The organism is Methylophaga sp. OBS3 (assembly GCF_026319325.1).
Lineage (GTDB): Bacteria > Pseudomonadota > Gammaproteobacteria > Nitrosococcales > Methylophagaceae > Methylophaga.
In genome coordinates, this window is sequence record NZ_JAPDMU010000003.1 from 252,435 (window position 1) to 278,438 (window position 26,004).

At 43.3% G+C, this 26,004-nt stretch carries 25 protein-coding genes; 4 read left to right on the forward strand and 21 right to left on the reverse strand.

Annotated elements, in window-relative coordinates:
- Position 1 precedes the first annotated feature (1 nt).
- The gene (locus tag OMP94_RS07980) at positions 2–2,182 is read right to left on the reverse strand and encodes a type I secretion system permease/ATPase (RefSeq protein WP_266277757.1); all 2,181 of its coding nucleotides are present in this window, start codon (positions 2,180–2,182) and stop codon (positions 2–4) included.
- Positions 2,183–2,306: 124 nt separating this feature from the next.
- Here OMP94_RS07980 and OMP94_RS07985 point away from each other — a divergent pair, with 124 nt between their 5' ends.
- Entirely contained in the window at positions 2,307–2,645 is a 339-nt protein-coding gene (locus tag OMP94_RS07985; RefSeq protein ID WP_266277758.1) for a hypothetical protein, read from the forward strand.
- Here OMP94_RS07985 and der read toward each other — a convergent pair whose 3' ends face one another.
- Genes der through OMP94_RS08000 form a run of 3 tightly spaced genes read right to left on the reverse strand, consistent with a single transcriptional unit; the run spans position 2,646 to position 5,845 of the window.
- On the reverse strand, positions 2,646–4,049 hold the full coding sequence (gene der, locus OMP94_RS07990) for a ribosome biogenesis GTPase Der (RefSeq protein ID WP_266277759.1): 1,404 nt from the start codon (positions 4,047–4,049) through the stop codon (positions 2,646–2,648).
- Positions 4,050–5,213: an outer membrane protein assembly factor BamB gene (gene bamB, locus OMP94_RS07995; protein ID WP_266277760.1), complete on the reverse strand. Its 1,164-nt coding sequence runs from the start codon at positions 5,211–5,213 to the stop codon at positions 4,050–4,052. It abuts the gene before it with no gap.
- A complete protein-coding gene (locus OMP94_RS08000) occupies positions 5,210–5,845 on the reverse strand; it encodes a YfgM family protein (protein WP_266277761.1) in 636 nt (211 codons plus the stop codon). Before OMP94_RS08000 ends, bamB begins: the two co-directional genes overlap by 4 nt.
- A gap of 285 nt (positions 5,846–6,130) precedes the next feature.
- Here OMP94_RS08000 and OMP94_RS08005 point away from each other — a divergent pair, with 285 nt between their 5' ends.
- Positions 6,131–7,315, forward strand: a complete 1,185-nt coding sequence (locus OMP94_RS08005; RefSeq protein ID WP_266277762.1) for an ammonium transporter — start codon at positions 6,131–6,133, stop codon at positions 7,313–7,315.
- Between the two features lie 26 nt (positions 7,316–7,341).
- On the opposite strand, the gene lpxA is transcribed toward OMP94_RS08005, so the two are convergent.
- The 13 genes from lpxA to rpsB form a co-directional block, all read right to left on the reverse strand.
- Positions 7,342–8,112: an acyl-ACP--UDP-N-acetylglucosamine O-acyltransferase gene (gene lpxA, locus OMP94_RS08010; RefSeq protein WP_266277763.1), complete on the reverse strand. Its 771-nt coding sequence runs from the start codon at positions 8,110–8,112 to the stop codon at positions 7,342–7,344.
- Positions 8,109–8,558, reverse strand: a complete 450-nt coding sequence (gene fabZ / locus OMP94_RS08015; protein ID WP_266277764.1) for a 3-hydroxyacyl-ACP dehydratase FabZ — start codon at positions 8,556–8,558, stop codon at positions 8,109–8,111. The genes lpxA and fabZ overlap by 4 nt, the downstream gene beginning before the upstream one ends.
- 83 nt (positions 8,559–8,641) lie before the next feature.
- Positions 8,642–9,664 (reverse strand): UDP-3-O-(3-hydroxymyristoyl)glucosamine N-acyltransferase, encoded by a 1,023-nt coding sequence (gene lpxD / locus OMP94_RS08020; RefSeq protein WP_266277765.1) that lies wholly within the window; start codon positions 9,662–9,664, stop codon positions 8,642–8,644.
- A gap of 3 nt (positions 9,665–9,667) precedes the next feature.
- Positions 9,668–10,171: an OmpH family outer membrane protein gene (locus OMP94_RS08025; protein WP_266277766.1), complete on the reverse strand. Its 504-nt coding sequence runs from the start codon at positions 10,169–10,171 to the stop codon at positions 9,668–9,670.
- 21 nt (positions 10,172–10,192) lie between these two features.
- Positions 10,193–12,472 carry an outer membrane protein assembly factor BamA gene (gene bamA / locus OMP94_RS08030; RefSeq protein WP_266277767.1) on the reverse strand — a complete coding sequence of 760 codons (2,280 nt, stop codon included), beginning with the start codon at positions 12,470–12,472 and terminating at the stop codon, positions 10,193–10,195.
- A gap of 55 nt (positions 12,473–12,527) precedes the next feature.
- On the reverse strand, positions 12,528–13,865 hold the full coding sequence (rseP, locus tag OMP94_RS08035) for an RIP metalloprotease RseP (RefSeq protein WP_266277768.1): 1,338 nt from the start codon (positions 13,863–13,865) through the stop codon (positions 12,528–12,530).
- The gene (gene ispC, locus OMP94_RS08040) at positions 13,853–15,040 is read right to left on the reverse strand and encodes a 1-deoxy-D-xylulose-5-phosphate reductoisomerase (RefSeq protein ID WP_266277769.1); all 1,188 of its coding nucleotides are present in this window, start codon (positions 15,038–15,040) and stop codon (positions 13,853–13,855) included. The genes rseP and ispC overlap by 13 nt, the downstream gene beginning before the upstream one ends.
- Positions 15,040–15,867, reverse strand: a complete 828-nt coding sequence (locus OMP94_RS08045; RefSeq protein WP_266277770.1) for a phosphatidate cytidylyltransferase — start codon at positions 15,865–15,867, stop codon at positions 15,040–15,042. Before OMP94_RS08045 ends, ispC begins: the two co-directional genes overlap by 1 nt.
- Positions 15,860–16,603, reverse strand: a complete 744-nt coding sequence (locus tag OMP94_RS08050) for an isoprenyl transferase (protein WP_266277771.1) — start codon at positions 16,601–16,603, stop codon at positions 15,860–15,862. The genes OMP94_RS08045 and OMP94_RS08050 overlap by 8 nt, the downstream gene beginning before the upstream one ends.
- 22 nt (positions 16,604–16,625) lie before the next feature.
- Positions 16,626–17,183, reverse strand: coding sequence for a ribosome recycling factor (gene frr / locus OMP94_RS08055; protein ID WP_266277772.1), 558 nt, complete (start codon positions 17,181–17,183; stop codon positions 16,626–16,628).
- A 15-nt stretch (positions 17,184–17,198) separates the two neighbouring features.
- A complete protein-coding gene (gene pyrH / locus OMP94_RS08060; protein ID WP_266277773.1) occupies positions 17,199–17,924 on the reverse strand; it encodes a UMP kinase in 726 nt (241 codons plus the stop codon).
- A gap of 3 nt (positions 17,925–17,927) precedes the next feature.
- Positions 17,928–18,809 (reverse strand): translation elongation factor Ts, encoded by an 882-nt coding sequence (gene tsf, locus OMP94_RS08065; protein WP_266277774.1) that lies wholly within the window; start codon positions 18,807–18,809, stop codon positions 17,928–17,930.
- Between the two features lie 100 nt (positions 18,810–18,909).
- Positions 18,910–19,662: a 30S ribosomal protein S2 gene (rpsB, locus tag OMP94_RS08070; protein WP_266277775.1), complete on the reverse strand. Its 753-nt coding sequence runs from the start codon at positions 19,660–19,662 to the stop codon at positions 18,910–18,912.
- Between the two features lie 277 nt (positions 19,663–19,939).
- On the opposite strand from rpsB, the gene map reads away from it, so the two are divergent.
- The gene (gene map, locus OMP94_RS08075) at positions 19,940–20,704 is read left to right on the forward strand and encodes a type I methionyl aminopeptidase (RefSeq protein WP_266277776.1); all 765 of its coding nucleotides are present in this window, start codon (positions 19,940–19,942) and stop codon (positions 20,702–20,704) included.
- 14 nt (positions 20,705–20,718) lie between these two features.
- The gene (glnD, locus tag OMP94_RS08080) at positions 20,719–23,358 is read left to right on the forward strand and encodes a [protein-PII] uridylyltransferase (RefSeq protein ID WP_266277777.1); all 2,640 of its coding nucleotides are present in this window, start codon (positions 20,719–20,721) and stop codon (positions 23,356–23,358) included.
- Positions 23,359–23,415: 57 nt separating this feature from the next.
- Here glnD and OMP94_RS08085 read toward each other — a convergent pair whose 3' ends face one another.
- From OMP94_RS08085 to OMP94_RS08100, 4 genes are all read right to left on the reverse strand, one after another.
- Positions 23,416–23,685 (reverse strand): helix-hairpin-helix domain-containing protein, encoded by a 270-nt coding sequence (locus OMP94_RS08085; RefSeq protein WP_323135071.1) that lies wholly within the window; start codon positions 23,683–23,685, stop codon positions 23,416–23,418.
- 111 nt (positions 23,686–23,796) lie between these two features.
- Positions 23,797–24,639 (reverse strand): DHH family phosphoesterase, encoded by an 843-nt coding sequence (locus OMP94_RS08090; protein WP_266277778.1) that lies wholly within the window; start codon positions 24,637–24,639, stop codon positions 23,797–23,799.
- 120 nt (positions 24,640–24,759) lie between these two features.
- On the reverse strand, positions 24,760–25,371 hold the full coding sequence (gene cysC / locus OMP94_RS08095) for an adenylyl-sulfate kinase (protein ID WP_416240451.1): 612 nt from the start codon (positions 25,369–25,371) through the stop codon (positions 24,760–24,762).
- 6 nt (positions 25,372–25,377) lie between these two features.
- Positions 25,378–25,968, reverse strand: a complete 591-nt coding sequence (locus OMP94_RS08100; protein WP_266277780.1) for a sugar transferase — start codon at positions 25,966–25,968, stop codon at positions 25,378–25,380.
- Positions 25,969–26,004 lie beyond the last annotated feature (36 nt).

Here is a 26,004-nt window from a genome sequence, read left to right on the forward strand (position 1 = left end):
CTTAACCCTTTGACACTCGGATATGACCGCTTTTTAACGCCGTCATGATTTGTTCACGTGGACCATCGGCAACTAAGCGCCCTTGGTCCATTACCAAAATACGGTCAACCAAACTTAATAACGAAGCGCGATGCGTTACGAGTAGTAAAGTTTTATCTTTAATAACTTCTGCTAAGCGGGCTTTAAACCGTTCTTCTGTACTATTATCCATTGCATTAGTTGGTTCATCTAAAACCAATACCGGCGGATCCATCAGTAATGCTCGGGCAACAGCAACACTTTGACGTTGTCCACCTGACAGACCTTCACCACGTTCACCTACCGGCATATCAAAACCCGCTGGATGCCGATTTACAAAGTCCGTTACACCGGCAACCTCAGCTGCTTTTAATACTGCACTATCTTCGGCAAAGGGTGCGCCCATTGCGATGTTGTCGCGAATACTGCCAAAAAACAGCACTACGTCTTGTGGTGCATAGCCCATGCTAGCGCGTAAATCGACAGGATCAATCTGACGGATATCGGTGTTATCAAAGAGAATTGAACCTTCTGATGGCTCGTATAGACCTAACAGTAACTTCTCAATCGAGCTTTTACCCGAACCAATACGACCAATTACAGCAACCTTTTCACCTGGGTTAATTTTGAAACTCACCTCAGTCAATGCATCCATTGGTTGTTCTGGATAGCGGAAACTGACATTTTTGAATTCCATTCCGCCTTCAAGTTTTGGGCGATGTAAAAATTCACGGCCACTTGGGCGTTCCACGGGCAAACTCATCAATGAATTGAGCGAACTTAGTGCAGCTTTTGAGTGATGATAGCGTGTTAAAATTGATGCCAGTTGACTCATTGGCGCTAACGCTCGACCAGTCAAAATAGTGCAGGCAATCAGGGCCCCCATGGTGATTTCATTTTCACTGATAAGGAAAACACCATAAACAACCACGACGATTGTGGTCATTTGCTGAACAAAGCTAGTCAAGTTAATTGCTGTAGTTGATAGCAGTCGGGTACGTTGACTATATCTCGCAATAAAACCGATATTCTGTTCCCATTTACGCTGAATTGGCGTTTCAGCACCAATACTCTTAATGGTTTCCAAGCCCGTCAGCGTTTCGATTAACGTCGCGCTTTTTTGACCTGAGTGGCGGAATAAATCTTGAACTGCTCGGCCAAGTGGGATTTGAATTAATAAACTAATCAGAATCGTGATTGGAATAACGGCTAATGGAATAAATGCCAATGGCCCGGCTAACATCCAAATCACAGCAATGAATAAGAAGGCAAAGGGTAAGTCAATCAGCGTTGTCATCGTGGCTGATGTAAAGAAGTCACGAAATGACTCAAACTCTTGCATGCTGTTTGCAAATGAACCGACCGAGTTAGAGCGGGCACTCATTTTAATGCCCATTACACGCTCAAAAATTGTTGCTGAAAGCATGACATCGGCCCGCTTCCCAGCAGTATCAATAAAATAACCGCGAAGGGTTCTTAACAAGAAGTCAAACAGGAATACCGTAGAAACACCAATTGCCAACACCCACAAAGTCGATAACGCATGGTTTGGAACCACCCTGTCATAAACATTCATAATGAACAGTGGCGAGGCTAGGGCAAAAGTATTGACCAATATCGAAGCCACGAAGACTTCACTATAGATTGGCCAGAAACGCATGATTGTTCCCCAGAACCAATGACCCGCTCGAGGAACCTTGCTACCTTCAGTACGATTGTCAAAATGATGAGCAGGCTTTATAAAGATTGCGTAACCGCTATATAGGCTCTCAAGCTCATCGACATCGACTTCGCTCTCGCCAGCACCTGTTTCAGGGAAAATCACAGTGGCTTTTTTGCCATCAACAGACTTAAGAATACAGGCTGTTGTGTTATCAAGCAGTAATACGGCTGGCAGAACTAGAGAAGAAATTTTACGTAGTGGGCGTTTGACTGTCTTAGCCGACAACCCTGCGCGTTCTGCCGCACGACTAAATAAGGTTGGTGTTAATTTGTTATCAACTAAAGGTAGGCCAGCAACAAGAGATTCAGCACTGTGCGGTTTGTTAAGCATTTTGGCAAGCAACAACAAACAACCCAATAAAGGGTCATCAAATGTCTGTCGGCCTTGCTCAGTGCTCCATTGCGCTTTATTGCTTTGCTGATTGTCTTGCTCTGCTTCCATCGAAATCCATTAGCCAGATGAAAAATTGTGACGAGTTTCACAGTTTTTGACTTTACTGTAAAGTCAATCACCCTTAATCTCAACATTACTGCATAACATCTCACAATTACAGGGAATAATCTATATGGCTTATGTACGCCGGGATTCGCAAGGACAAATTATTGCTATTTTCGATACAGCACAGCCGGATGCTAAAGAGTTTATGTCACCCAACGCACCGGAATTGCTGAACTTTTTAGGTCAGAGTGAAAATGCAGATACGGCCAGAACGCTGCTGATGAGCTCTGATTTGGCCATGATTCGTGTGCTTGAAGATTTGATCAATACACTGATTGATAAAGGTGTGATTTTATTTACTGATCTGCCGCCAATGGCACGTGAAAAGTTAGCAACCCGCGAAAAGATCCGCGACCATCTAAGCAGTTTAGAAGACTTGATGGACGAGGATCAGGGAATCTTATAATTACTTTTTACGCTGACGACGAGCAGCTTGTTGGCGTTTTTCCTGTTGTTTAGGACTCGCCTGATGCTGCTTTTCACGAAATGGATTATCGCTGGTCTTGAACTCAACCATTACCGGCGTACCGTGAAGCTTAAGTGCTGTACGGAAATAGTTTTCTAAGTAACGACGATAACTTTGTGGTGTCGACTCCGTCTGATTACCATGAATGATAATTCTCGGCGGATTTTTGCCACCCAAATGTGCATAGCGAAACTTGATACGTCGACCATTCACTAATGGTGGCGGATGATCTGCAATTGCATCTTCCAAAGCCCGTGTTAAACGCGGTGTTGGGATCTTGGTTAATGCCGAGCTATAAGCCTGTTTCACAGACTTAAACAACAAACCTACCCCACTACCATGCAGAGCGGAAATAAAGTGTGTTTTGGCAAAATTAAGAAATGGTAGACGACGCTCAATATTTGCAGCAACCCACTCGCGTTCTTGTTTTTCCAAGCCATCCCATTTGTTAACAGCAATAACGACTGCACGGCCACTTTCAACAATTAAGCCTGCTAGATGCAGATCTTGCTCAACCACACCTTCTTGAGCATCTAACACCAACATCACGACATTGGCAGCTTCGACAGCTTGCAGCGTTTTGACGACACTGAATTTCTCAAGAGCTTCAGAGACTTTTGAACGACGACGAACACCGGCTGTATCAATCAAAGTATAGCTAGTGCCATCTTTCTCAAACGGAATATAGATACTATCGCGCGTGGTCCCTGGTTCATCAAAAGCGACGACCCGCTCCTCACCTAAAAGTCGATTAACTAAAGTTGATTTACCTACGTTTGGTCGACCAACTACAGCAAGTTTAATTCGTCCATCGTCTTCGGACTCATCGATTTCTTCATCAACTTTTGCTGCATCAGGCAATGACTTCACCACGCGCTTGATCAGTTTATCTATGCCGCGACCTTGTGCCGCTGAGATAACTTCTGGCTCGCCCATTCCTAGAGAATAAAAGTCTGCCGCAGCGATTTCTTTTTGCTCACCTTCCGTTTTATTGATAACCAGCATGACTGGTTTACCAACATTACGAAGTAATTGGGCAATTTGCTCATCTGATGGTGTTCGACCGTGTCGACCATCCACCAAAAATAAGATCAGATCTGCTTCATCAATGGCAAGTTGCGCCTGCTTTCGCATCAACTCAGCCATGTTATCAGTTTGATCGGTTAAACCACCGGTATCAATTAAGATAAATTCAGCATCATCTTGACGCACGTGACCATAAATACGGTCACGCGTTAAGCCTGCATGGTCTGCGACCAAAGCATCTCGGCTACGTGTTAACCGATTAAATAGTGTCGACTTACCGACATTTGGACAGCCTACCAGGGCAACAACTGATTTCACTTATGGTGTCTCTATGGCAGTTAATCGGCCGTCAGTACTTATGACAAATAATTTACCGTCAGCAACAACTGGTTGACTCACAATTGGGGCTTTGGCAATTTGTTCTCGCGCAACAAATCTACCATCAGAACGCGCAATCCAATGCACATAACCTTCCAAGTCACCAACAACAACATAATCACCAACAATCGTTGGTGCTGTTGCATTCCGTCTTAGCAAACGTGTTTGACGCCACAATGAATCACCAGAGCCCTCTTGGATACTCCAGATGTAGCTTTCATCGTCAGTCAAATAGACAGCTTCACCACCATCAACATCAAAGCCAGTTTTGGTCGAAATATCACGACTCCAAAACTCGTTACCGGTGTCTATATCATAGGCAGCAATTTTGCCTTGAAAAGCGGCAGCATAAACAGTATTACCAATAATCTTCAGGTTGGCATCAATATCAACCAGACGCTCAAGTTCGGTTCTACCACGAGGTACTGCGACACTTTGTTCCCAAATGACTTTACCATCTGTTAATGAAAGCGCGACCAACTTGCCATTATCGTAGCCAGCTAATGCTTTATCTTCGACAATCTCTGGCGCACTCACACCACGCAAGCTCAGTAATGGCACACTACGTTGGTAGTTCCACAATACTTTGCCGTTGTCAGCAGATAAACCTGAAACACGACCATCAGCAGTACGAACCAAAACGACGCTGCTATTTGCTTTCGGTGGAGCCAACACTTCGCTGGTTAATTTTTGGCGCCATAACTCATCACCATTTGCCTCGTCCAGCGCAATAACTTCGCCCTGTTGTGAACCAATAATGACTTTGCCACTACCACCACCAACACCGGTAGCAACACTTACTTTTAATTTTTGGCGCCAAACCTGACGACCTTTGTCAGTTTGATAAGCGCGAACATCACCTGCCGCATCAACGGTATAAATGTTCGAACCTTGAATCCAAGGAGACAGATCTGCGTATGCACTTTCACTTCCATCGCCAGTACTTTCACGCCAAAGTGTTTTGGGTTCAAATTCTGGCGTGAACTCAACTAATGGCTCAGGAGGTGCTTCATATGTTTCTTCAACGAATAAATACTCAATCGCACCACAAGCCGTTAGCAAGTTGATCAATAAAACGACAGGAATCAGCTTTCTGATAATCATTGGACCGCCACATCGTCACGTTTCATTTGCAGTAAACCATAGCGTGGGCCGTTATTTGCCACACTGTTTAAAGCGCTTTGGTATGCTTTATAAGCTTCTTCTTCGTTTTCTTGTGCTGCATAAATATCGCCTTGTAACTCGGCAAAAACTGCAGCAAAGCCAACTGTTTCAGCACTCTCTGTAATTGCAAGCGCAGTATCAAGCTGGTCAGCATCAATATTTAATCTAGCTAAGCGAGAACGTGCCATATCTCTTTGTGCGGCTAATTCAGCGTTATCAATTACCCACTGTAATTGCTCAATAGCAGCATCTAAATTTTCTTTATTGGCTAGTTGTGTTGCCATTTCAATGGCAGCAAATACGGCATAAGGCGTACTCGCAAAGTCACTTTGTAATTCAGCGACATTCGCTTGTGCCAACTGTAAGTCGTCATCATTCAATGTCACTAATGTTTGTTGGTAAAGTACGGCCGCACGCTCAGTTTTTTGGTCTTGGTAACTAAACCAGTAACGGCTACCAAATATCGCAGCAATACCTAATGCAACACCAACAACTACGGCAAGACCATTCTCCCGCCACCACTGTTTGATCGCTTCGCCTTTTTCTTCATCCGATGCGTAAATATCCATCATGACTCCTATGTAGCTGAGCACGCTCAAGCTGATCAACAAAATAAAATAAAGCTGCGATTATACGTGGTTACAACCAGCTTGTGGCAAAGCCTTGCTATATACAACTAATCGCACCAGACAAGTGCATCAATAATTCAAAATGCACTATCTTTGATCCTTATATGCACCATATTAGTTTCTAGAAATATGTATCTAATTGTTTTAAAAGTAAATGTCTAGATTGGTGCAATATTTGCTATTTTGGTGCTGCAGCATTCAAAAACAATTATAAAAGAGGAAACAATCGTGCAAACTTCAACTGACGTTTTATTTATATTACTGGGAGCCATCATGGTCTTGGCTATGCACGCAGGCTTTGCTTTTCTTGAGGTCGGTACTGTCCGCAAGAAAAACCAAGTGAATGCACTGGTCAAAATCATTACGGACTTTGGCGTCTCAACTATTGCTTATTTCTTTATTGGCTACGGTATTGCTTACGGCCTTAACTTCTTACAACCAGCCCCAGCCCTTGTTGATAACAATGGTTATGAGTTAGTGAAATTCTTTTTCTTATTAACTTTTGCCGCTGCAATTCCTGCCATTATCTCGGGTGGTATTGCCGAAAGAGCCAAGTTTTACCCGCAACTTATCGCGAGCTTTTTTATCGCCGGCTTTCTTTACCCATTGTTTGAAGGCATGAGCTGGAATGGTCTATTTGGTATGCAAGACTGGTTAACTGAAACCTTCGGTGCTCCGTTTAATGATTTTGCAGGTTCTATTGTTGTTCATGCCGTGGGTGGCTGGATTGCACTTGCAGCAGTTTTACACCTTGGTCCACGTCATGGTCGTTATGGTAAACAAGGTGAAATTTTTGCACACCCGCCATCAAGCATCCCATTTCTTGCCTTAGGTGCATGGATTCTAACTGTTGGCTGGTTTGGCTTTAATGTTATGTCAGCTCAACAAATTGAAGGTATCAGCGGTATCGTTGCTGTTAACTCATTGATGGCAATGGTTGGTGGTACTTTGGCCGCCTGCTTGATGGGCCGCAATGACCCTGGTTTTGTTCACAATGGCCCACTCGCAGGTTTAGTAGCTGTTTGTGCTGGCTCTAATGTCATGCACCCGCTTGGTGCATTAGCTACAGGCTTAATCGCAGGTGGCTTATTTGTTTACACGTTCACTCTGGCACAAAACAAATGGAAGATTGATGATGTACTAGGTGTTTGGCCATTACATGGCTTGTGTGGCGTTTGGGGTGGTATTGCTGCTGGTATTTTTGGTCAGTTAGCACTTGGCGGTTTAGGTGGTGTTAGCTTTGCTTCACAACTTGTCGGTACTGTAATTGGTGTCAGTATCGCATTTGTGGGAGGTTGGATTATTTACGGCGCGCTTAAATTATTTATGGGGTTACGTTTAACCCAAGAAGAAGAATATGATGGCGCCGATTTGAGTATCCACAAAATCAGTGCAAACCCAATTAACGATTAATCAGGCTAGGCATTATCCGCTAATAATTAGCGGATAATGCCACCTTTTTGAGTATCCAGAAATTCCATAAAACAAACTAATTCGTTTGCTTCTTGAACAATGGTTTCTAATTTACGGCGCGCTTCTTCTAAACGCAGCCCACTTCGGTAAACTAGCTTGTAGGCTTGGCGAATGTTACGGATCTGAACCTCAGTAAAACCACGACGCTTTAAGCCTTCAATATTAATACCAACTGGTTCAGCCATATGTCCAGAAACCAATACATAAGGCGGAACGTTTCTTGAAATAACACTACCCATAGCACTGAAAGCATGCGCACCAATTTCATTAAATTGGCTCACCAAGGTAAAACCACCCAGGATCACATGGTCATCAACTAAAACGTGACCAGCTAGCGATGCATTATTTGCAAAGATATTGTCATTGCCGATGATGCAATCATGGGCAATATGCACATAAGCCATGATCCAATTGTTTGAACCGACTTTTGTAATGCCACCACCTTGAGTAGTACCACGGTTGATCGTTACAGATTCACGGATCAGATTGTTATCACCGATCTCTAAGGTCGTTGCTTCACCTTTAAATTTTTTATCCTGCGGCTCTGCACCAATTGAAGCAAACTGAAAGATACGATTGTTTTTACCAATCTTTGTTGGGCCTTCAATTACGACATGTGAGGCGATTTCACAACCAGCCCCAATCTCAACATCAGGACCAATAATACTGAAAGCGCCGACTTTTACGTCATCTGCTAATTTAGCATTTGCATCAATTATTGCTGTTGGATGGATCACGATGGCATATCTTGATTAACACACATAATGTCAGCACTGACGACAACTTCACCGTCAACACTAGCTTCACCACTAAACTTCCAAAGGTTACGCTTGTTTTTAACCAGTTTAACTTCTAAACGTAATTGATCACCCGGCTCAACTGGCTTTTTAAAGCGAGCATTATCAATACCAGCCAAATAATATAACGCTTCGTCTGAACGAATATGGTCAGCCGTTTTAAACGCTAATAACCCCGTCGCCTGTGCTAATGCTTCTAGAATCAATACACCCGGCATAATGACGCGCTGAGGAAAGTGACCAGTAAATTGTGGCTCATTGAAGGTAATATTTTTTATACCAACCAAATGTTCACCAGGGACGAATTCAACCACCCGGTCGATCAGCAAAAATGGGTAGCGATGCGGTAGCAGGCGCTGAATTTCATGTATATCAATGGTGTTCAAACTGATTTCCTTGCATCAAAGCGGTGTCACATCCGCGTAATATTACTGTCACGCGCTAGTCGGGTAAAGCCTAGCTCAACAAGTTATTTTTCGAGTATCTGTGACTCGAGTTGTTTAATTCGATTTTGAAGTTTATCCATTTGGCGATAGCGAATAACATTTTTATGCCATTCTCTTGTCGGCTCAACAGGAATACCAGAAGAATACGTGCCTGGCTCCGTAATGGATTTCGTCACCATACTCATACCCGTCAATTGTACCTGATCGCAAATTTCAATATGTCCGGCAATGCCTGTACCGCCACCAATGGCACAATATTTACCAATATGGGTACTACCTGCGATACCAACACAGCCTGCGATAACGGTATGTTCACCAATTGAGACGTTATGACCAATTTGAATCTGATTGTCTAATTTAACGCCATTGGCAATAAAAGTATCTTCAATCGCGCCACGATCAATCGTGGTATTGGCACCAATATCTACATCATCACCAATTTGCACACTACCCACCTGAGGAACTTTGATCCAACGACCTTGTGTCAATGCAATACCAAAACCATCTGCACCTATGACGACACCAGGATGGATCATAGCTCGCTGGCCAATTTTGACACCGCGATTGAGTGTGACACGCGCAACTAAAATGCTGTTTTCCCCAATTTGCACATCTTTCTCGATGATACATCCTGGACCAATTTGAACCCCCGCAGCGATGGTTACACCAGCAGCAATATAGGTTTGTGGACCGATCCCCGCAGAGGGGTCGACATTGGCTGATGCGTCAATGACTGCTGAAGGATGAATACCTTGCTCAGCAACCACTTCTTGAGGAAACAATAACGATGCAATATTGGCGTAGGCTACGTAAGGATCGGCAACCACGATTGCATTGCCTACAACAGCATCACTGTCAGCTTCTGAAACAATAACAGCGCCTGCTCGCGTAGTTTGGAGGTATTTTCGATATTTACTATTTGCCAGAAAACTAATGGCATCGGCACCCGCATTTTGCAAGGTGCCGACGTTAGATATTGGGAAATCTGCTAAACCGATCAGCTGGCCATCAACCCGTTCTGCCAGTGCCGATAATGTCCAAACCACCGATTATCTTGCTTTTAATTTTTCCAGCACTTTGCTGGTCAAATCGGCTTTATCGCTAGCATAAATAACGCCTTGGTAAAGAACCAAGTCGTATTTCTCTGCTTCAGCAATCTCTACGATCGTTTTAGCAATTTCTTCTTCCAGCTTACGTAGCTCTTCATTACGACGAATTGACAGATCTTCACTATATTCTTCTTGTAGACGCTTCAACTCGCGTTGGTCACCAATGATTTTGCGTTCTTGAGCATCACGCTCATCGGCACTCAAAATAGCAGCATCTTTTTGTAATTTTTCTTGTGCTGAACGTAACTGGCGATTTTTCGCTTCAAGTGATTTGCTGCGCGAAGAAAACTCATTTTCAAGGCGCTGTAATGCCGCATCTTTTTGTGGAGATTGATCTAAAATTCGGCTGGCATTTACCACACCAATTTTTAAATCATTAGCAAAACTGGCGGGACTGGCAGCCAACAGTGCCAGTGATACCAAAATGACTTTAACTGTCTTCACTTTCTACTCCAGATTAATTAACTAAAATGTTGAGCCCAATGAGAACTGAAATGCTTCAGTTTCATCTTCACTTTGCGCATTAAGTGGCGCAGCAATACTAAATGACATTGCACCAAAAGGCGAAATCCAAATTGCTGATACACCGGTTGAATATCTTAACAGGCCAGCGTCAAAGCTTTGATCAACATCGTATACGTTACCAGCATCAACGAATGCGCTGAGGCGGAATGAGCGTAAGGTTTTCTTCATAAACGGTACCGGGAAAATGACTTCCGCACCACCTGTTACCAGCATGTTACCACCCAGAGGGCGATCGTCTTCACGAATACCCAATGTGTTAGCCCGGAAACCACGTACGCTACGAATACCACCCGCGTAGAAGTTTTCAAAGAATGGTAACTCGCTTGTATCACCATAACCATCGGCATAACCTAAATCTGTTCTTAAAGCAAAAGTGAGGTCATCAGATATAGGTCTAAACCAGTTATTACGGTATCGAATTTTGTAGAACTGCAAGTCACCAACTGGCGTCGCAATCTCTGCACTTATTGATTGTTCCATACCACTTGTTGGTAATAAAGCACTGTCACGTGTATCGCTGGTCCAACCAATCGTCACTGGGATAGCAGTAAATTTATCACCTTCACGATCAATAAAATCGTTATAGCGTTGAATACGATTGAAATCAGATAAATCTAACTCAGTTTGCTCAAAACCTAACGCTAAGCTAATCCGGTTATTTTCTGAAATTGGCACACCAAAGTTGATATCACCACCCAACGTTTCAGTGCGGTAGTTTGCCAAGTTAGCCTCACGGGCATCAGTTTCGCGATAAAACGCATTAAAACCCTGGCTTATACCATCAATAGTCGCAAATGGGTTGGTGTACCCAAAGCTATAAGTTGTGTTGATATCACTGTTATTAAAACCAAGACGGATATGTTTACCACTACCCAAGAAGTTACGCTGAGTAAGGTTGGCATTAAAAATAATACCGTCAGATTGTGAGAAGCCAACACCCGCAGAAATACTACCTGATGCTGTTTCTGTTACATCAAAGTCCAAGTCAACTTGGTCAGTTGTTCCTGTAACTGGAATCGTTTCGACATTAACATTTTCAAAATAACCGAGACGTGAAAGACGCTCGCGAGATTGTTCAACTTTACCCGTATCGATCCACGCTGATTCTTGTTGACGCATTTCCTGGCGTAAAACTTCATCACGGGTTTTGCTGTTGCCCGCGATATTGATACGGCGAACATAAGCCCGACGACCTGGGTCAACGAAGAATGTTAAATCTACTTCACGCGTTTCACGGTCAATATCAGGCACAGCATTCACATTGGCGAATGCATAACCATCATTACCTAATCGATCAGTCAAGTTTTCTGAGCTATCGTTAATCGCTTTACGCGAGAAGACTGAGTTTTTACGAATCGTGACTAGATCGAATAATTCTTCTTGCGGCACGATCAAATTACCAGCCAGACGAACTTCATTGATTTTATATCGAACACCTTCAGTAATATTAATGGTGATAAAAATCTGTTTTTTATCATCACTAATCGTGACCTGTGTCGACTCAACTGTGAAATCAACATAACCACGGTCTAAATAAAAAGAACGGATAGTTTCAAGATCAGCAGATAATTTTTGACGGGAATATTGGTTATCTTTGGTTAAAAACGACAACCAGCCACCTGTGCTTGATTCAATCTCACTGATGATTTCTTCATCATCATAGTTTTCATTACCAACGATGTTAATTTCACCGATAGTGGCAACTACACCTTCTGCCATCGTGATACGAATACCAACACGATTACGAGATAAAGGGGTGACTTCAGATTGAATATCAACACCATACTTACCTCGGCTGAAATATTGGCGTTGTAATTCAAGCTCCACACGTTCAAGCATGGCTTGCTCAAACACTTGACCTTCTGCAAAGCCGATCTGGCTTAAAGACTTAGCGAGTTCATCGCCATCGATGTCTTTATTACCGACGAACTCAATGCTGGAAATTGCTGGGCGTTCGCTAACTTTAATAACTAATACGCCGTCTTCACCGCTGTCAACTTGGACATCATTAAAATATTTGGATTTAAATAATGAACGAATGATGCCTTGCACATCATTTTCGGTTAACTCATCACCAACTTTGACTGGTAAATAGTTAAAAACAGCACCGGCGGAAATACGTTGCAGCCCCTCTACACGAATGTCCTTGATGATAAATTCTTCAGCCCAAGCAGTTGAAGTAATACAAATTAAGGCTAGTGCAGTGAGTAATCGTTTCATTATGCTTATCAGACAGTCCGTCGACGAAATCGTAAGTGTACCTGCAATGCTGAGATTAGCCAAACAGTCTTGTTAAATCATTTGCAAAGGCAACAAACATCAGCATTAGCAATAAGATCAGCCCAATCTTTTGACCTTGCACTTGCATTGTCTCTGATACGGGACTTCCCTTTATCCATTCAATAAAATACATCAATAAATGACCACCATCTAACATTGGAATGGGTAATAAATTTAAAATCCCAAGACTGATGCTGATCATCGCCAAAAAACCAATAAAACTAATTAAACCTTGTTGTGCACTGCTTCCTGCGTATTGTGCAATGCTGATTGGGCCACCAAGGTTTTCTGTCGATACAGTTCCTGACAACATTCCCCAGAAACTTTTAATAGTATTTTTACTAAATGACCACGTTTGTAATACGGCTTCCGGTATTGCTGATAGTGGTCCATAGCGTAATTCGGCCTTAAGCGATTCAGGGAAAACCGCAGCATCCGCCGCAACGCCTGCACCGATAACACCACGCCCTTGGTCATCTGCTTTCGGCGTCATCTCAATCATTTGATATTTACCATTACGCAAGTAGGCAACGCTTAAAGGCTCATCAGCTGAAGATTGAATGAGCGCCACCCATGATTGCCAATCTGGCATATCACGTCCATTCGCGCTTAGTAGTTCATCACCTACTTGTAGTCCCGCCTCATCTGCGGCGCCATCTTCAATGACTTGTCCCAACTTTGCAGGTATTGGCGGGTGATATGCTTGAATACCAACTTCGCGAAATAATGTATTCGCCTTATCTAAACCAATCAACGGCATTTTTAATTGTTTTTCGGTGACAATATCACCACTAGCCACCGTTAAGCTGACCGTTGCCTCATCTTGGGCATAATCTAACCAACGCTGAAACACACTATTCCAAGTTGGTGTCGCCTTGCCGTTTATGGCGATAAGCTCATCCCCTGCTCCCAATTGGGCTAATGCAGCTGGCGAGCCGTCGGTGACTTCGTCAATTATTGGCTTTGTACCAGGGACGCCGACAACCAAAATTAACCAATAGGCAAAAATGGCAAATAACAAATTTGCGACCGGACCAGCAGAGACGATTGCAATACGCTTTATTAATGACTGCTGATCAAAGCTGAAAGGTTTTTCATCATCGCTGACATCTTGTTCACGACTATCCAGCATTTTGACATAGCCACCAAGTGGTAAGGCAGCAAATACAAACTCTGTACCGTGCTTATCCGTTTTTGACCATAAGGCTTTACCAAACCCAACAGAAAACTTATGGACTCTAACGCCACAGCGACGTGCAACCCAGTAATGTCCAAATTCGTGGATCACGACCAAAATACTTAATGCAACAATAAAAAATATTAAGGATTGCATAGCTCAATCAGTTTAGTTGCAGCAAGACGTGCAGCCTTGTCTGCCTGAAGAACAACATCTAAATCAAGTACTGCTGTCGGGCTAATCGTGTTTAATACTTGCTCAATAATTTTGGCAATATCAGTAAAGCGTATTTGCCGGTTGAGGAATGCATCCACAGCCACTTCGTTAGCAGCATTAAGAATTGCCGTCGCAGTACCACCTTGCGCCAATGCCTGATAAGCCAATTTCAAGCATGGAAACCTTGCAAAGTCAGCTTCTGCAAAATCTAAACGCCCAGCTTTAACTAAATCTAAAGGTTCAACACCTGAATCAATTCGTTTGGGCCAAGCTAATGTATTAGTGATAGGTGTTCGCATATCGGGATTACCCATCTGCGCCAATACTGAACCATCAGCATAATCAACCATTGAGTGAATAATACTTTGGCGATGTAAAACCACTTCAATTTGTTCACCAGGCATGCCAAATAACCAATGTGCCTCAATCACTTCGAGGCCTTTATTCATCATGGTTGCAGAATCAACGGAAATCTTTTGCCCCATTGACCAGTTAGGATGCGCTACTGCTTGTTCAGGTGTGACCTTATCTAAATCAGCTATGTTCCAATCTCTAAAAGGACCACCTGATGCCGTCAAAATGATGCGACGGATACCTTTATCAGTGAACTGATAATGTTGTTTGTCACCCACTGGCAAACACTGCCAAATTGCATTGTGCTCACTATCAACAGGCAATAACTCGGCACCACTCTTGACGACGGTTTCCATTAGCAAGGCGCCGCTCATAACCAATGCTTCTTTATTGGCTAACAAGATTCGTTTACCTGCTTTAGCAGCGGCTAATGTCGGTATTAAGCCAGCCGCCCCAACAATTGCCGCAACAACAATATCAGTATCACTTGCGTCAGCAACCTCAACTAATGCTTGCGTGCCACTCCGAACTTCAATATCTAAATTTTCTGCTGAGATTTTTTTTGCCAACGTTGCCGCAGCATCACTATCTAACATGACAGCGATTTTGGGTTTGAATTCACAACATTGGGCAAATAAAGCATCAACTGAACGGTTAGCAGATAATGCGAATACCTGATAATCATTTGGGTGACGTGATAATACGTCGAGCGTACTAACGCCAATTGACCCTGTTGAGCCAAGTACCGTTACTTGTTTCACTAGTTGATTCCTGCCAAGTAAAGTCCGGCAGCGAATACAGGCCCAGCCGCTAGTAAACTATCAATACGGTCTAACATGCCGCCATGGCCGGGTAATAATTGGCCACTGTCTTTGATATGGAAGCTGCGTTTAAACAAGCTTTCAAATAGGTCTCCGACAACAGAAACCAAGGCTGTCACCATGGTAATTAAAAACCATACGCCTGCTGAGATATCACCGGGCAAACCAATGCTAACGCTCACCATATAAGCCAAAGTTGCCAATAAGACGCCGCCAGCTAGGCCTTCCCAGGTTTTATTTGGACTAATTGCGGTTGCCAATTTACGTTGACCAAAACGCTTACCAAAGAAATAACCACCTGTATCCATAAGCCATACGACAAACAACAGGTAAATAACCATTTGTGGTCCGACACCAGATAGCCCATGAAGCCATAAACCACTGTATATAAATCCAGATAATGTGACGGTCATCAATACATGGCTAATCACTTTATTCTGCAATAAATTATCCAAACTATTAGGAAGCGCTTTATGTGCAAAGATCAATACAAAGGCCGTGATAGCTAACCAATAAGTGAGTAACGCCAGAAAGAAATCCTGACTAGAAACCAGCGGTAAACTACCTAATGAAATCAGTACAACAAGCAATACGAGGATTGAACGCCGCAGTGCTGACTTCATACCAGTCATGGTTAACCATTCCCATGCAGCCAAGACTGAAGCTAATACCAAAATTGCTAAGAAACCAATGCTTGGTAAGTAGAGAATAGCGAGAATAATTAGGGGGATTAAAACAGCTGCCGTCAACAAACGTTGCTTAAGCATCTTCAAGTCCTTGCAACTGCTCAGAGGTACGGCCGAAACGACGCTCGCGTTTAGCGTACCAGTCAATAGCTTGGTCTAATGCCTTGGCATTAAACTCAGGCCACAATGTATCCGTGAAATACAACTCGGTATAAGCAAGTTGCCAAATTAGGAAGTTACTGATCCGTTGTTCACCGCCAGTGCGGATAAAGAGATCAGGTTCTGGTAAATCAGCTGTAATAAGCTGTGATGACAAATCATCTTCGCTAAGCGAGTCAACTGAACGTTTGCCATCGACAACGTCTTTCGCCAATTTCTGCATGGCTTGGCTTATGTCCCAACGGCCACCATAATTGGCTGCAATATTAATGGTTAAAGATTGATTTTCGGCTGTGAGCGCTTCTGCATCAGCAATTTTTTGCTGCAAACTATCCGAGAACCGGCTGATATCACCAATAATTTTTAAACGGATATTGTTCTTATGAAGACGTTTTACTTGGTTATCCAGTGCGTGACTGAATAATTCCATCAACAGCTCAACCTCTTTACCTGGACGGCGCCAGTTTTCACTGCTAAACGCAAAAAGACTGAGTACTTCAACACCGGTTGCAACACAGTGTTTTACAATCCCTTCAACGGCACGAACACCAGCACGGTGTCCCATGAATCGAGGTTGAAGGCGCTGTTTTGCCCAACGACCATTGCCATCCATGATGATTGCAATGTGCCGTGGGATATTTCTGGCAGATGCCTGCATATAAAAGAGGTGAACCTTGCGGTTACACTTCCATCAAATCAGATTCTTTTTCAGCCAGAACGTCGTCAATTTTCTTGATAGTCGCGTTGGTCAGCTCTTGAATATTATCTTCTGCTGCGCGTGCTTCATCTTCAGAAATTTCTTTTTCTTTCAACAGATCTTTGACGGTACCGTTAGCATCACGACGAATATTACGCACTGCAATACGCGCATTTTCCGCTTCGTTTTTCGCCACTTTAACCAAGTCTCTACGACGCTCTTCAGTTAATGCTGGGATCGGTACACGAATCGTCATACCGGCACTGTTTGGGTTAACACCCAAGTCAGAAGTCATGATCGCTTTTTCGATGACTGACACCATATTTTTTTCCCATGGTGTCACACTGATGGTACGAGAATCTTCAATACCAACGTTAGCTACTTGGCTCAACGGCACATCCGAACCGTAGTAAGGAACCATGACATGATCTAAAAGACTTGTGTGGGCACGACCCGCACGGATTTTAGCCATTGCAGTTGATAATGCTGCAACACTTTTTGTCATCCGCTCAGCGGCATCTTTTTCAATTTCATCAATCATGTCTGAATCCAAATCCTATTTCACCAGTGTACCGACGTCTTTACCATAGACGATATCAGTCAGGTTGCCTTGTTGGTGCACGTCAAATACACGTAAAGGCATTTGTTGTTCTTGACACATTACGACCGCGGTAGTATCCATAACCGCAAGGCGATTATTAATAACTTCGTCATAACTTAAAGTTGAATAACGAACTGCATCCGGGTTTTTACGCGGATCAGCGTCATAAACACCATCTACTTGCGTTGCTTTCAACATAAGATCGGCACCGATTTCAACGGCCCGTAAACTGGCTGCTGAATCAGTCGTAAAGAAAGGATTACCTGTACCAGCCGCAAAGATGACCACACGGCCTTTTTCAAGGTGGCGGATCGCACGACGGCGCAGGTAATCTTCACAGACTTCATGAATGCGGATGGCTGACATCACACGACAAAATGTGCCGTTACGCTCCAGCGCATCCTGCAAAGCCAACGCATTCATGACGGTAGCCAACATCCCCATATGGTCGGCGCTAACGCGATCCATACCATTTGCGGCCAGACCTGCACCACGGAAGATGTTGCCACCTCCGATAACAATACCGAGCTCAACACCTTGTTTATTGAGTGATGAGATTTCCTCGGCAAAACGAGCAATCACTTCCGGTTGAATACCGTATTCGGCATTCCCCATAAGAGCTTCACCACTTAGTTTCAGTAAAACCCGTTTGTATACCGGCTGATTGCCCGCTGCTGTCATCGATTAATTACCTCGTGCTTGTGCCATAACTTCTTCTGCGAAGTTATCAGCTTTTTTCTCAATACCTTCACCAACTTCAAAGCATGCAAATGCTTCAACGGTAGCGTTAGCTTTCTTGACCAGTTTTTCAACAGTTGTATCTGGGTCTTTAACAAATGGTTGACCCAATAATGTTACTTCGTTGACAAACTTGCTCATGCGGCCTTCAATCATTTTTTCAACGATTTCTTCTGGCTTGCCACTTTCACGAGCTTGAGTCGCTACGATATCACGCTCTTTCTCAATCAGTTCTTGAGACAGTTCATCTGATGAAATAGCTTGTGGACGGCTTGCAGCAACGTGCATTGCCAAATCACGAGCTAAGTCGATATCAGTACCCGTTAATTTAACCATTGTGCCGATACGGTCGCCGTGACGGTATGAACCAATCACACCATTTTCAGCTTGCATCAAAGTAAAGCGACGAACTTGAATGTTTTCACCGATTTTAGCGATCAATGATTGACGTTTAGTATCAATCGTTTCACCACTGTCTAAAGTCAGTTGTAACAAGCTGTCCAGATCAGCTGGTTGCTCCGCTAACACTTTCTTAGCAACGGCATCAACGAAATTGATGAAGTCATCAGCTTTAGCAACGAAGTCTGTTTCTGAGTTAACTTCCAGCATGACAGCTTGTTTACCATCAGCAGTAACTTCAATTGCAATGATACCTTCTGCAGCAACACGATCAGCTTTCTTGTCGGCTTTAGCCAGACCAGACTTACGCATCGCTTCGATAGCAGCGTCGATATCACCGTTAGATTCAACCAGCGCCTTTTTGCATTCCATCATGCCTGAGCCAGTACGCTCACGCAGTTCTTTAACAAGTGCAGCAGTAATTGCCATCTTTAAAACCCTTAATCTATTTGTTTATGGTTGGCCTCAAGGCCACACATACAACACAGGCCCGCCTTGTAGGGCGAGCCTGTTATGAAAGCGTCAGTGATTACTCAGCTGCCGCGTCTGCATTAGTTTCTGCAACTTCAACGAATTCTTCGTTGCTGTCACCAGTCGTTACTGTTGCACGACCTTCTAAAATCGCATCAGCGATGTTAGCAGTGTACAAACGAATCGCACGCATTGAGTCATCGTTACCTGGGATAACGTAATCAACACCATCTGGGTTGCTGTTTGTATCAACAACAGCGATAACAGGAATACCTAATTTGTTAGCTTCTTGAATAGCGATACGCTCATGATCAACGTCGATAACAAATAATGCATCTGGCAGACCGCCCATTTTGCGGATACCACCGATACTTTTTTCCAGTTTTTCTTGTTCACGTGACAGGTTCAAAACTTCTTTCTTTTTCAAACCTTCAGTTTTACCGCTTTCAATCATTTCTTGGATGCTTTCCAGACGTTTGATTGATTGGCGAACAGTTTGATAGTTAGTCAACATACCACCTAACCAACGACGGTTAACGTAAGGCATGTTGCAACGTTCTGCATCTTCACGAATTGCATCTTGAGCGGCGCGCTTAGTACCAACAAACAGAATACGGCCTTTTTTAGAAGCCAGTTTGCTGACAAAATTCAGCGCATCGTTGAACATTGGCAAGCTGCTTTCCAAGTTAACGATATGAATGTTGTTACGTTTACCAAAGATGAACTGACCCATTTTTGGGTTCCAGTAACGTGTTTGGTGACCGAAGTGAACGCCAGCTTCAAGCATTTGGCGCATTGTAATTTTAGCCATGGTTATACCTTTAATAATATGGGGTTAATCCTCCATGTACCCCAGCAATCGACTACGCTGAACTGATTCAGGCAGCACCCCGATAGCTGTGCCGGCACATGTGTGATTTATCCTTGCTGCGACATGCTGCAAGGCGCGCATATTATTCCACAATTACCACACAAAACAAAGTGAATCGCTTCAATCTCAGATAATCTCTGCGTCTGACTGGCATCAGATAGTTTAATACGGCAAACTACTCAGGTTTACATCATTTAAATCAGGATTATCCAGCACCATGGCTGTGACCATCAAAAACGCTGAAGAAGTTGAAAAAATGCGCGTAGCCGGTCGGCTCGCAGGCGAAGTACTCATGATGATTGGTGAGCATGTTCAACCGGGCATCACCACCGATGAACTCAACCAAATCTGCCACGATTATATCGTTAATGTTCAGGATGCTATCCCTGCCCCACTTAATTATCATGGTTTTCCTAAGTCTGTGTGCACATCAGTCAACCATGTGATTTGCCACGGTATTCCCGGCGATAAAAAGCTGAAAGATAGCGATATTATCAACATTGACGTTACCGTGATAAAAGATGGCTACCATGGCGATACCAGCAAAATGTTCCATGTTGGTAAAACATCCATTTTGGCTCAACGCTTGGTAAAAGTCGCTCACGAATCAATGATGATTGGCATCGAAATGGTGAAACCTGGGGTTCGATTAGGGGATATTGGTTACGCTATTCAACAACACGCTGAGAAAGAAAATTTTTCAGTTGTGCGTGAATACTGCGGCCATGGTATCGGTAAAATTTTCCATGAAGATCCACAGGTTTTGCATTACGGCACACCGGGTACCGGTATGGCATTACAAGCAGGCATGACTTTTACCATTGAACCGATGATTAATGCGGGTAAACGCCATGTTCGACAGCTTCCTGATGGTTGGACTGTTGTTACCAAAGATCGCTCATTATCAGCACAATGGGAACATACCATTCTGGTGACAGATGATGGGTTTGAAATCCTCACGCTACGTGATGAAGAACGATAATTAAGGCCTAATGAATGACACAGCCCGACCTTACTTCCATTTGGGATCTCGGCAAGGCTGATAGCAGCGTTGCCTGTCGTGCTTTACTGAAAACGGCACAACAAACACTGCATGATAAGTTTATGGATGGACAAGCTGATATTGATTGGCTTGTTCATCAACAAGCGCATTACGTCGACGAAGTTCTTCAAGCGCTCTGGCAAAAACACTTACCTAATGACAGCCCAGTAACGTTAATCGCCGTTGGCGGTTATGGTCGTGGTGAGTTACACCCTTTTTCAGATGTAGATCTCCTCATTTTGTTGGATGAATCCGTTGCTGAACATCCCCCAGAAGCCCTGTCATCATTTTTAACTGAGCTATGGGACATTGGTCTTGAAATTGGTCACAGCGTTCGTAGTTTGCACGAGTGTCGTACCCAAGCAGAGGACGACATTACCATCGCCACGAATTTGCTCGAAGCAAGATTTCTATGTGGTGACGAAGTCTTATTTAAATCTTTACAACAACTGACAGTTTCAAACCAGACTTGGGATAACAGACTGTTTTTTGAAAGAAAGCGTCAGGAACAAATTGAGCGTCATCGCAAATATAACGAAACTGCCAATAATCTTGAACCCAATCTCAAAGAGTCCCCAGGTGGATTACGTGACATCCAAGTTATTACTTGGGTTGCCCAGCAACATTTTGGCGTTCGAAACCTAGCTGGCTTAAATGCCAAAGGTTTTCTCGCACAAAGCGAGTTTGAAAGTTTAGATAAATCCAGACGTTTTTTATGGACTGTTCGTTTTGCCCTGCATCATCTAGCGGGTCGCAAACAAGAAAAGCTGATGATCGACTATCAGCGTCAAATCGCCAAAATATTGGGCTATCAAGATACTGAAGAGCGCATGGCCGTCGAGCACTTTATGAAAGATTATTATCTTTGTGCCCGGGCTGTTGGCCAAATGAATGCCTTACTGTTACAGATCTTCGAAGAAAATATCATCTTGGCGGATGCGCCTAGAGATATCCAACCACTTAATCGCCGCTTTCAATCTCATAATGGTTACTTGGAAACGATCAACTCGGGTATTTTTGCTTTCTACCCCTATGCACTTCTAGAAGTCTTTCTGATTCTGCAACAAAACCCACAATTAAAAGGCATTCGTGCAGCTACCATTCGTCAGATCCATGCCCATTTACATCTGATTGACCGCCGTTTTCGGGCGGATATCAAGAATCGCAGCTTGTTTATGGAAATCATCCGTCAGCCCAAAGGCGTGACCCATGAGTTTCGTAGAATGAATCAACTTGGCGTTTTGGGTGCTTATTTACCGGGTTTTGGCAAAATCGTCGGCCAAATGCAGCATGATCTTTTCCATGCCTACACTGTGGATGAACACACCCTATTCTTAGTCGCAAATTTACGCCGATTCTCTTGTGCAGAATTTAATACCGAGTTTCCGCTTTGCTCAGAGGTGTTTTATCAACTGGCCAAACCGGAGCTGCTCTATATTGCCGGTATTTTTCATGATATTGCTAAAGGTCGTGGTGGTGATCACAGCGTTTTAGGCGTTGCTGATGCCAAAGCTTTTTGTGAGCAACACAGCATCAGCAAATACGACACACAGATCATTACTTTTTTGGTTCGCCATCATTTATCGATGTCATCAACGGCTCAGCGCAGTGATATTGAAGATCCAGAAGTGATAAAGAACTTTGCTGAGCTTGTCGGTAGTGTTGAACGCCTCAACTTCCTTTACCTTTTAACCGTTGCAGACATTCGAGCCACTAACCGAAACCTTTGGAATAGTTGGCGAGACTCGTTGTTGAAGCAACTTTATCACAGCACCAGACAGTGGCTTGAACACACAGAGCAACAGGCCAAAAGCACACAAGAGAAAAGCTACAAAAAATATCAACAAGCTTTGGATGAACTCACTGAACAAGGTTTTAATCCTCAAGATGTGACTACGCTCTGGCAGGATTATGGGCTGGATTATTTTTTACGTCATAGCGTCGATGAACTCGTTTGGCATAGTAAAAACCGGTTGGCCGATCCTCATAAGGAGCCGATGATTATTGTCCGCCAGCATAATGAGCCTTCGACACTAGAACTGTTTATTTTCAGTCGAGACCGTCGTGGGCTATTTGCGGCAATGACATCAACGCTTGAGCAATTACAACTCAATATTTTGGACGCCAAGATCAATACTACTGATGATGGTAATACCCTCAATACCTTTATTGTTAATGGCGCCAGTCAGCGCCATAAAGATATCGTTGAGGCTATGCAATCTCAGCTGGCCAAAGAGACACTCATTAGTGGTTATAAACCCGCTATCATGCCGCGTACCAGCCGATTATTTAAAACAGAGCCAACCATTACGTTTAAAGAGAATAGTCAGCAAAACCATACCTCAATGGAACTTTACACACATGATCGGCCCGGCTTAGTGTCAGCCGTCGCGCAAGTCTTGTTTTCGCAGAACCTACAGTTAATCAATGCCAAGCTGACAACACTGGGTGATCAAGTTGAAGACGTCTTTTTCATCACAAATGATGATGACAATGCATTGAGTGAAAATGAGCAGAAAATTCTATTATCTGAGTTGAAAACAAAATTGATGCAGCAAGCCGAGCAACAACATTCACACCTTGTCAGTTTTTAACTCATAAAAAAGGGATGGCAAAAGCCATCCCTTCATTAAAACATTCTCTAAAACTATCTATTCACCAACGGTGGCTTGCTCAGCCAATTGAGATGCTTTGGCCTCGCCAATACCTTTAACATTAATGGCATCTTCAACTGACATGAAGTCACCATTTGTTTCACGATAAGCAACAATATTCGCCGCTGTTGCAGGTCCAATACCGTCAATAGTTTGCAGCTCATCAACTGTGGCAGTATTGATATTTACTTTATCAGCCGCGAAAGACATACCAGATACCAGCATCAATGCCAGCAATGTAGAAATAATCCATTTCTTGAACATCATCCTTAACTCCTTGTTCTGATTAAATAATGGTTCTCCTGAACCATGTGTGAGATTAATCCAATTAGAAGTCCGTTGACAAGTTTTATTATGAAAGAGCGTCTAAATGATATATCAGGCGTATTGCTTTTCCATGGCTAAAATCAAATTACTGATATCCGATTCTGGAAGTAGATTTATGCCTGCTGCACCAGCCCTGCCACCGCCCGTTGTAAATTGACTAGCAACGCTATCAGCACCACTACGATTAGATAATGGCGCTCTGATGCTGACCATGTAGTTATTAGAATTGACCGGGGTAAGAATTAAATGTGCTCTATCAGGAAACTCATTTGCTAACTCATTACCCCATACGCCACTGACTCGACGTGCCCACTTCTCATCGGGTAACTCAAATAGGGCCACAGCACTCGACAGATAACGTGGTTTTGTCGATTTTGCTAATGCTATATCGTTTGCAAAACCATTTTGGAGAGTTGAGAAAATTTCCGACTCTTTGATAATAAAATCGAAGGGCGACACATACTTAACACAAGCTAGGAATAAATCAGCTGGATGATAAAATAAATCATCTACAGAACTTCCATACCCATTGTAATTCAGTAGTGTGCCAAGGGTTTGTAACTGAGAGATTTGGACTTCTGATAGCAATGCCTCTTCAGCAAGCATTAATCCAGTAGATAGTAAGTTATCACCAAATGCAGCGGTCATTGCCCATAGGTGAAACCTATGGCCCAAGAACCTATCAACAATTAATGCTGTACAAACGTTTGGAGCCAAATCAATTAATGCTTGTAAATTTTTATGTTTAGGAATATCACCTGATTGATGGTGGTCAGCGTAAAAAACTGTGGCGCCCTCACTTAATATTTTGTTGAGTCCAGCCAAATTTTTTTCCATCGAAATATCTAGTGCAGTCACATGATCTGAGGATTGCACTTCAAGTTTCTGCAGCAATTTTATGTCTCGCTTAACCCCTGTCACTAGAGTTGATTGTTGCGGTTCGGCTAGACGCAATTGAACTAAAGAGCAAATGCCGTCTGCATCGCCATTGAAAACATCAAAATAAGCCATGATTTAGTTTTGAATAATATTTTTCTGTTTCAGGTAAGAGATGACTTGCTCTGCACAAGTATCAATATCAAACTCAGCTGTGTTTAAAACTATTTCAGGTTTCTCTGGAGATTCATATGCCGAGTCAATACCGGTAAAGTTTTTGATTTCTCCACGTCTGGCTTTTTGATATAAGCCTTTGGGATCCCTAGTCTCACAAACAGCAAGAGGTGTATCCATATGAATTTCTACAAACTCACCTTCCGGCATTAAATCACGAACCATTTGACGGTCAGATCTAAATGGGGAGATAAAAGCGGAAAGAACGATTAAGCCCGCATCCGAAAAGAGTTTTGAAAGCTCACCAATACGACGAATATTTTCGACCCTATCAGCGTCACTAAAGCCAAGATCTTTATTTAAGCCGTGACGAACATTGTCGCCATCTAGGAGATATGTATGATGTCCAAGTTCAAATAAGCGTTTTTCTACCGCATTGGCGGTGGTCGATTTACCCGATGCACTAAGGCCGGTAAACCACAAGATACATGGGCGTTGGCTGTTTCTTTCAGCCCTTTCCGACTTGGTGATGGTTTCTGCATGCCAGATAATATGTTCAGCCACGTGTTTACTCATCCATTATTAATGACTTACCCGATCACCTTTGCCCTTACCCAAAGCTGTTTGAACGATATAGCTGAAATAGCGTTTGAGGGTTAAGGTGTTTATCATCTCGGCATCGGTTTTTGCCAACAGCTCTGGCGTCGACATATCAATATCATTAATCTGAGCCAATCCGGTAATCCCTGGCTGTACAGCAAAGACATGTCTCATCTCGCGTTGCTCAATCAACTCATGCTGGTTAAACAAGCATGGTCTTGGCCCAACCAGACTCATCTCACCTTTCAGCACGTTCCATAATTGCGGCAGTTCATCTAATTTGGTGCGTCGCAAAAAACGCCCCAATGGTGTGATTACAGAAACATTCGCCAAGTGTGAAGCCATATCTGCCGTGTCTTTTTTCATTGTTCTGAACTTGACCAGCGTAAACGGCTTTTGATCACGTCCAACCCTTTGTTGCCTGAATATCGGTGAGCCAGTATCAAACAACCCTAGCAGATAGATAACGATAAAAACCGGTGAAAGTAACAGCAAGCCAATCACTGAAAAAAGAACATCGGCAATCCTTAAATGGATATGTATTTTCATTTTGTTATGGGTACCAGGTGCCATCAGACTCTATTTTGCTCAACTTTTGCCCACTCATCA

Bases quoted from the DNA above. Each gene is read 5' to 3' on its own strand.
- rpsB (WP_266277775.1), bottom strand. From the start codon at position 19,662: ATGGCTAAAATTACAATGCGCCAAATGCTTGAAGCTGGCGTTCACTTC.
- OMP94_RS07985 (WP_266277758.1), top strand. From the start codon at position 2,307: ATGGCTTATGTACGCCGGGATTCGCAAGGACAAATTATTGCTATTTTC.
- OMP94_RS08050 (WP_266277771.1), bottom strand. From the start codon at position 16,603: ATGCAGGCATCTGCCAGAAATATCCCACGGCACATTGCAATCATCATG.
- bamA (WP_266277767.1), bottom strand. From the start codon at position 12,472: ATGAAACGATTACTCACTGCACTAGCCTTAATTTGTATTACTTCAACT.
- map (WP_266277776.1), top strand. From the start codon at position 19,940: ATGGCTGTGACCATCAAAAACGCTGAAGAAGTTGAAAAAATGCGCGTA.
- OMP94_RS08000 (WP_266277761.1), bottom strand. From the start codon at position 5,845: ATGATGGATATTTACGCATCGGATGAAGAAAAAGGCGAAGCGATCAAA.
- rseP (WP_266277768.1), bottom strand. From the start codon at position 13,865: ATGCAATCCTTAATATTTTTTATTGTTGCATTAAGTATTTTGGTCGTG.
- frr (WP_266277772.1), bottom strand. From the start codon at position 17,183: ATGATTGATGAAATTGAAAAAGATGCCGCTGAGCGGATGACAAAAAGT.
- cysC (WP_416240451.1), bottom strand. From the start codon at position 25,371: ATGAGTAAACACGTGGCTGAACATATTATCTGGCATGCAGAAACCATC.
- glnD (WP_266277777.1), top strand. From the start codon at position 20,719: ATGACACAGCCCGACCTTACTTCCATTTGGGATCTCGGCAAGGCTGAT.
- pyrH (WP_266277773.1), bottom strand. From the start codon at position 17,924: ATGACAGCAGCGGGCAATCAGCCGGTATACAAACGGGTTTTACTGAAA.
- OMP94_RS07980 (WP_266277757.1), bottom strand. From the start codon at position 2,182: ATGGAAGCAGAGCAAGACAATCAGCAAAGCAATAAAGCGCAATGGAGC.
- OMP94_RS08085 (WP_323135071.1), bottom strand. From the start codon at position 23,685: ATGATGTTCAAGAAATGGATTATTTCTACATTGCTGGCATTGATGCTG.
- bamB (WP_266277760.1), bottom strand. From the start codon at position 5,213: ATGATTATCAGAAAGCTGATTCCTGTCGTTTTATTGATCAACTTGCTA.
- OMP94_RS08045 (WP_266277770.1), bottom strand. From the start codon at position 15,867: ATGCTTAAGCAACGTTTGTTGACGGCAGCTGTTTTAATCCCCCTAATT.
- tsf (WP_266277774.1), bottom strand. From the start codon at position 18,809: ATGGCAATTACTGCTGCACTTGTTAAAGAACTGCGTGAGCGTACTGGC.
- OMP94_RS08100 (WP_266277780.1), bottom strand. From the start codon at position 25,968: ATGGCACCTGGTACCCATAACAAAATGAAAATACATATCCATTTAAGG.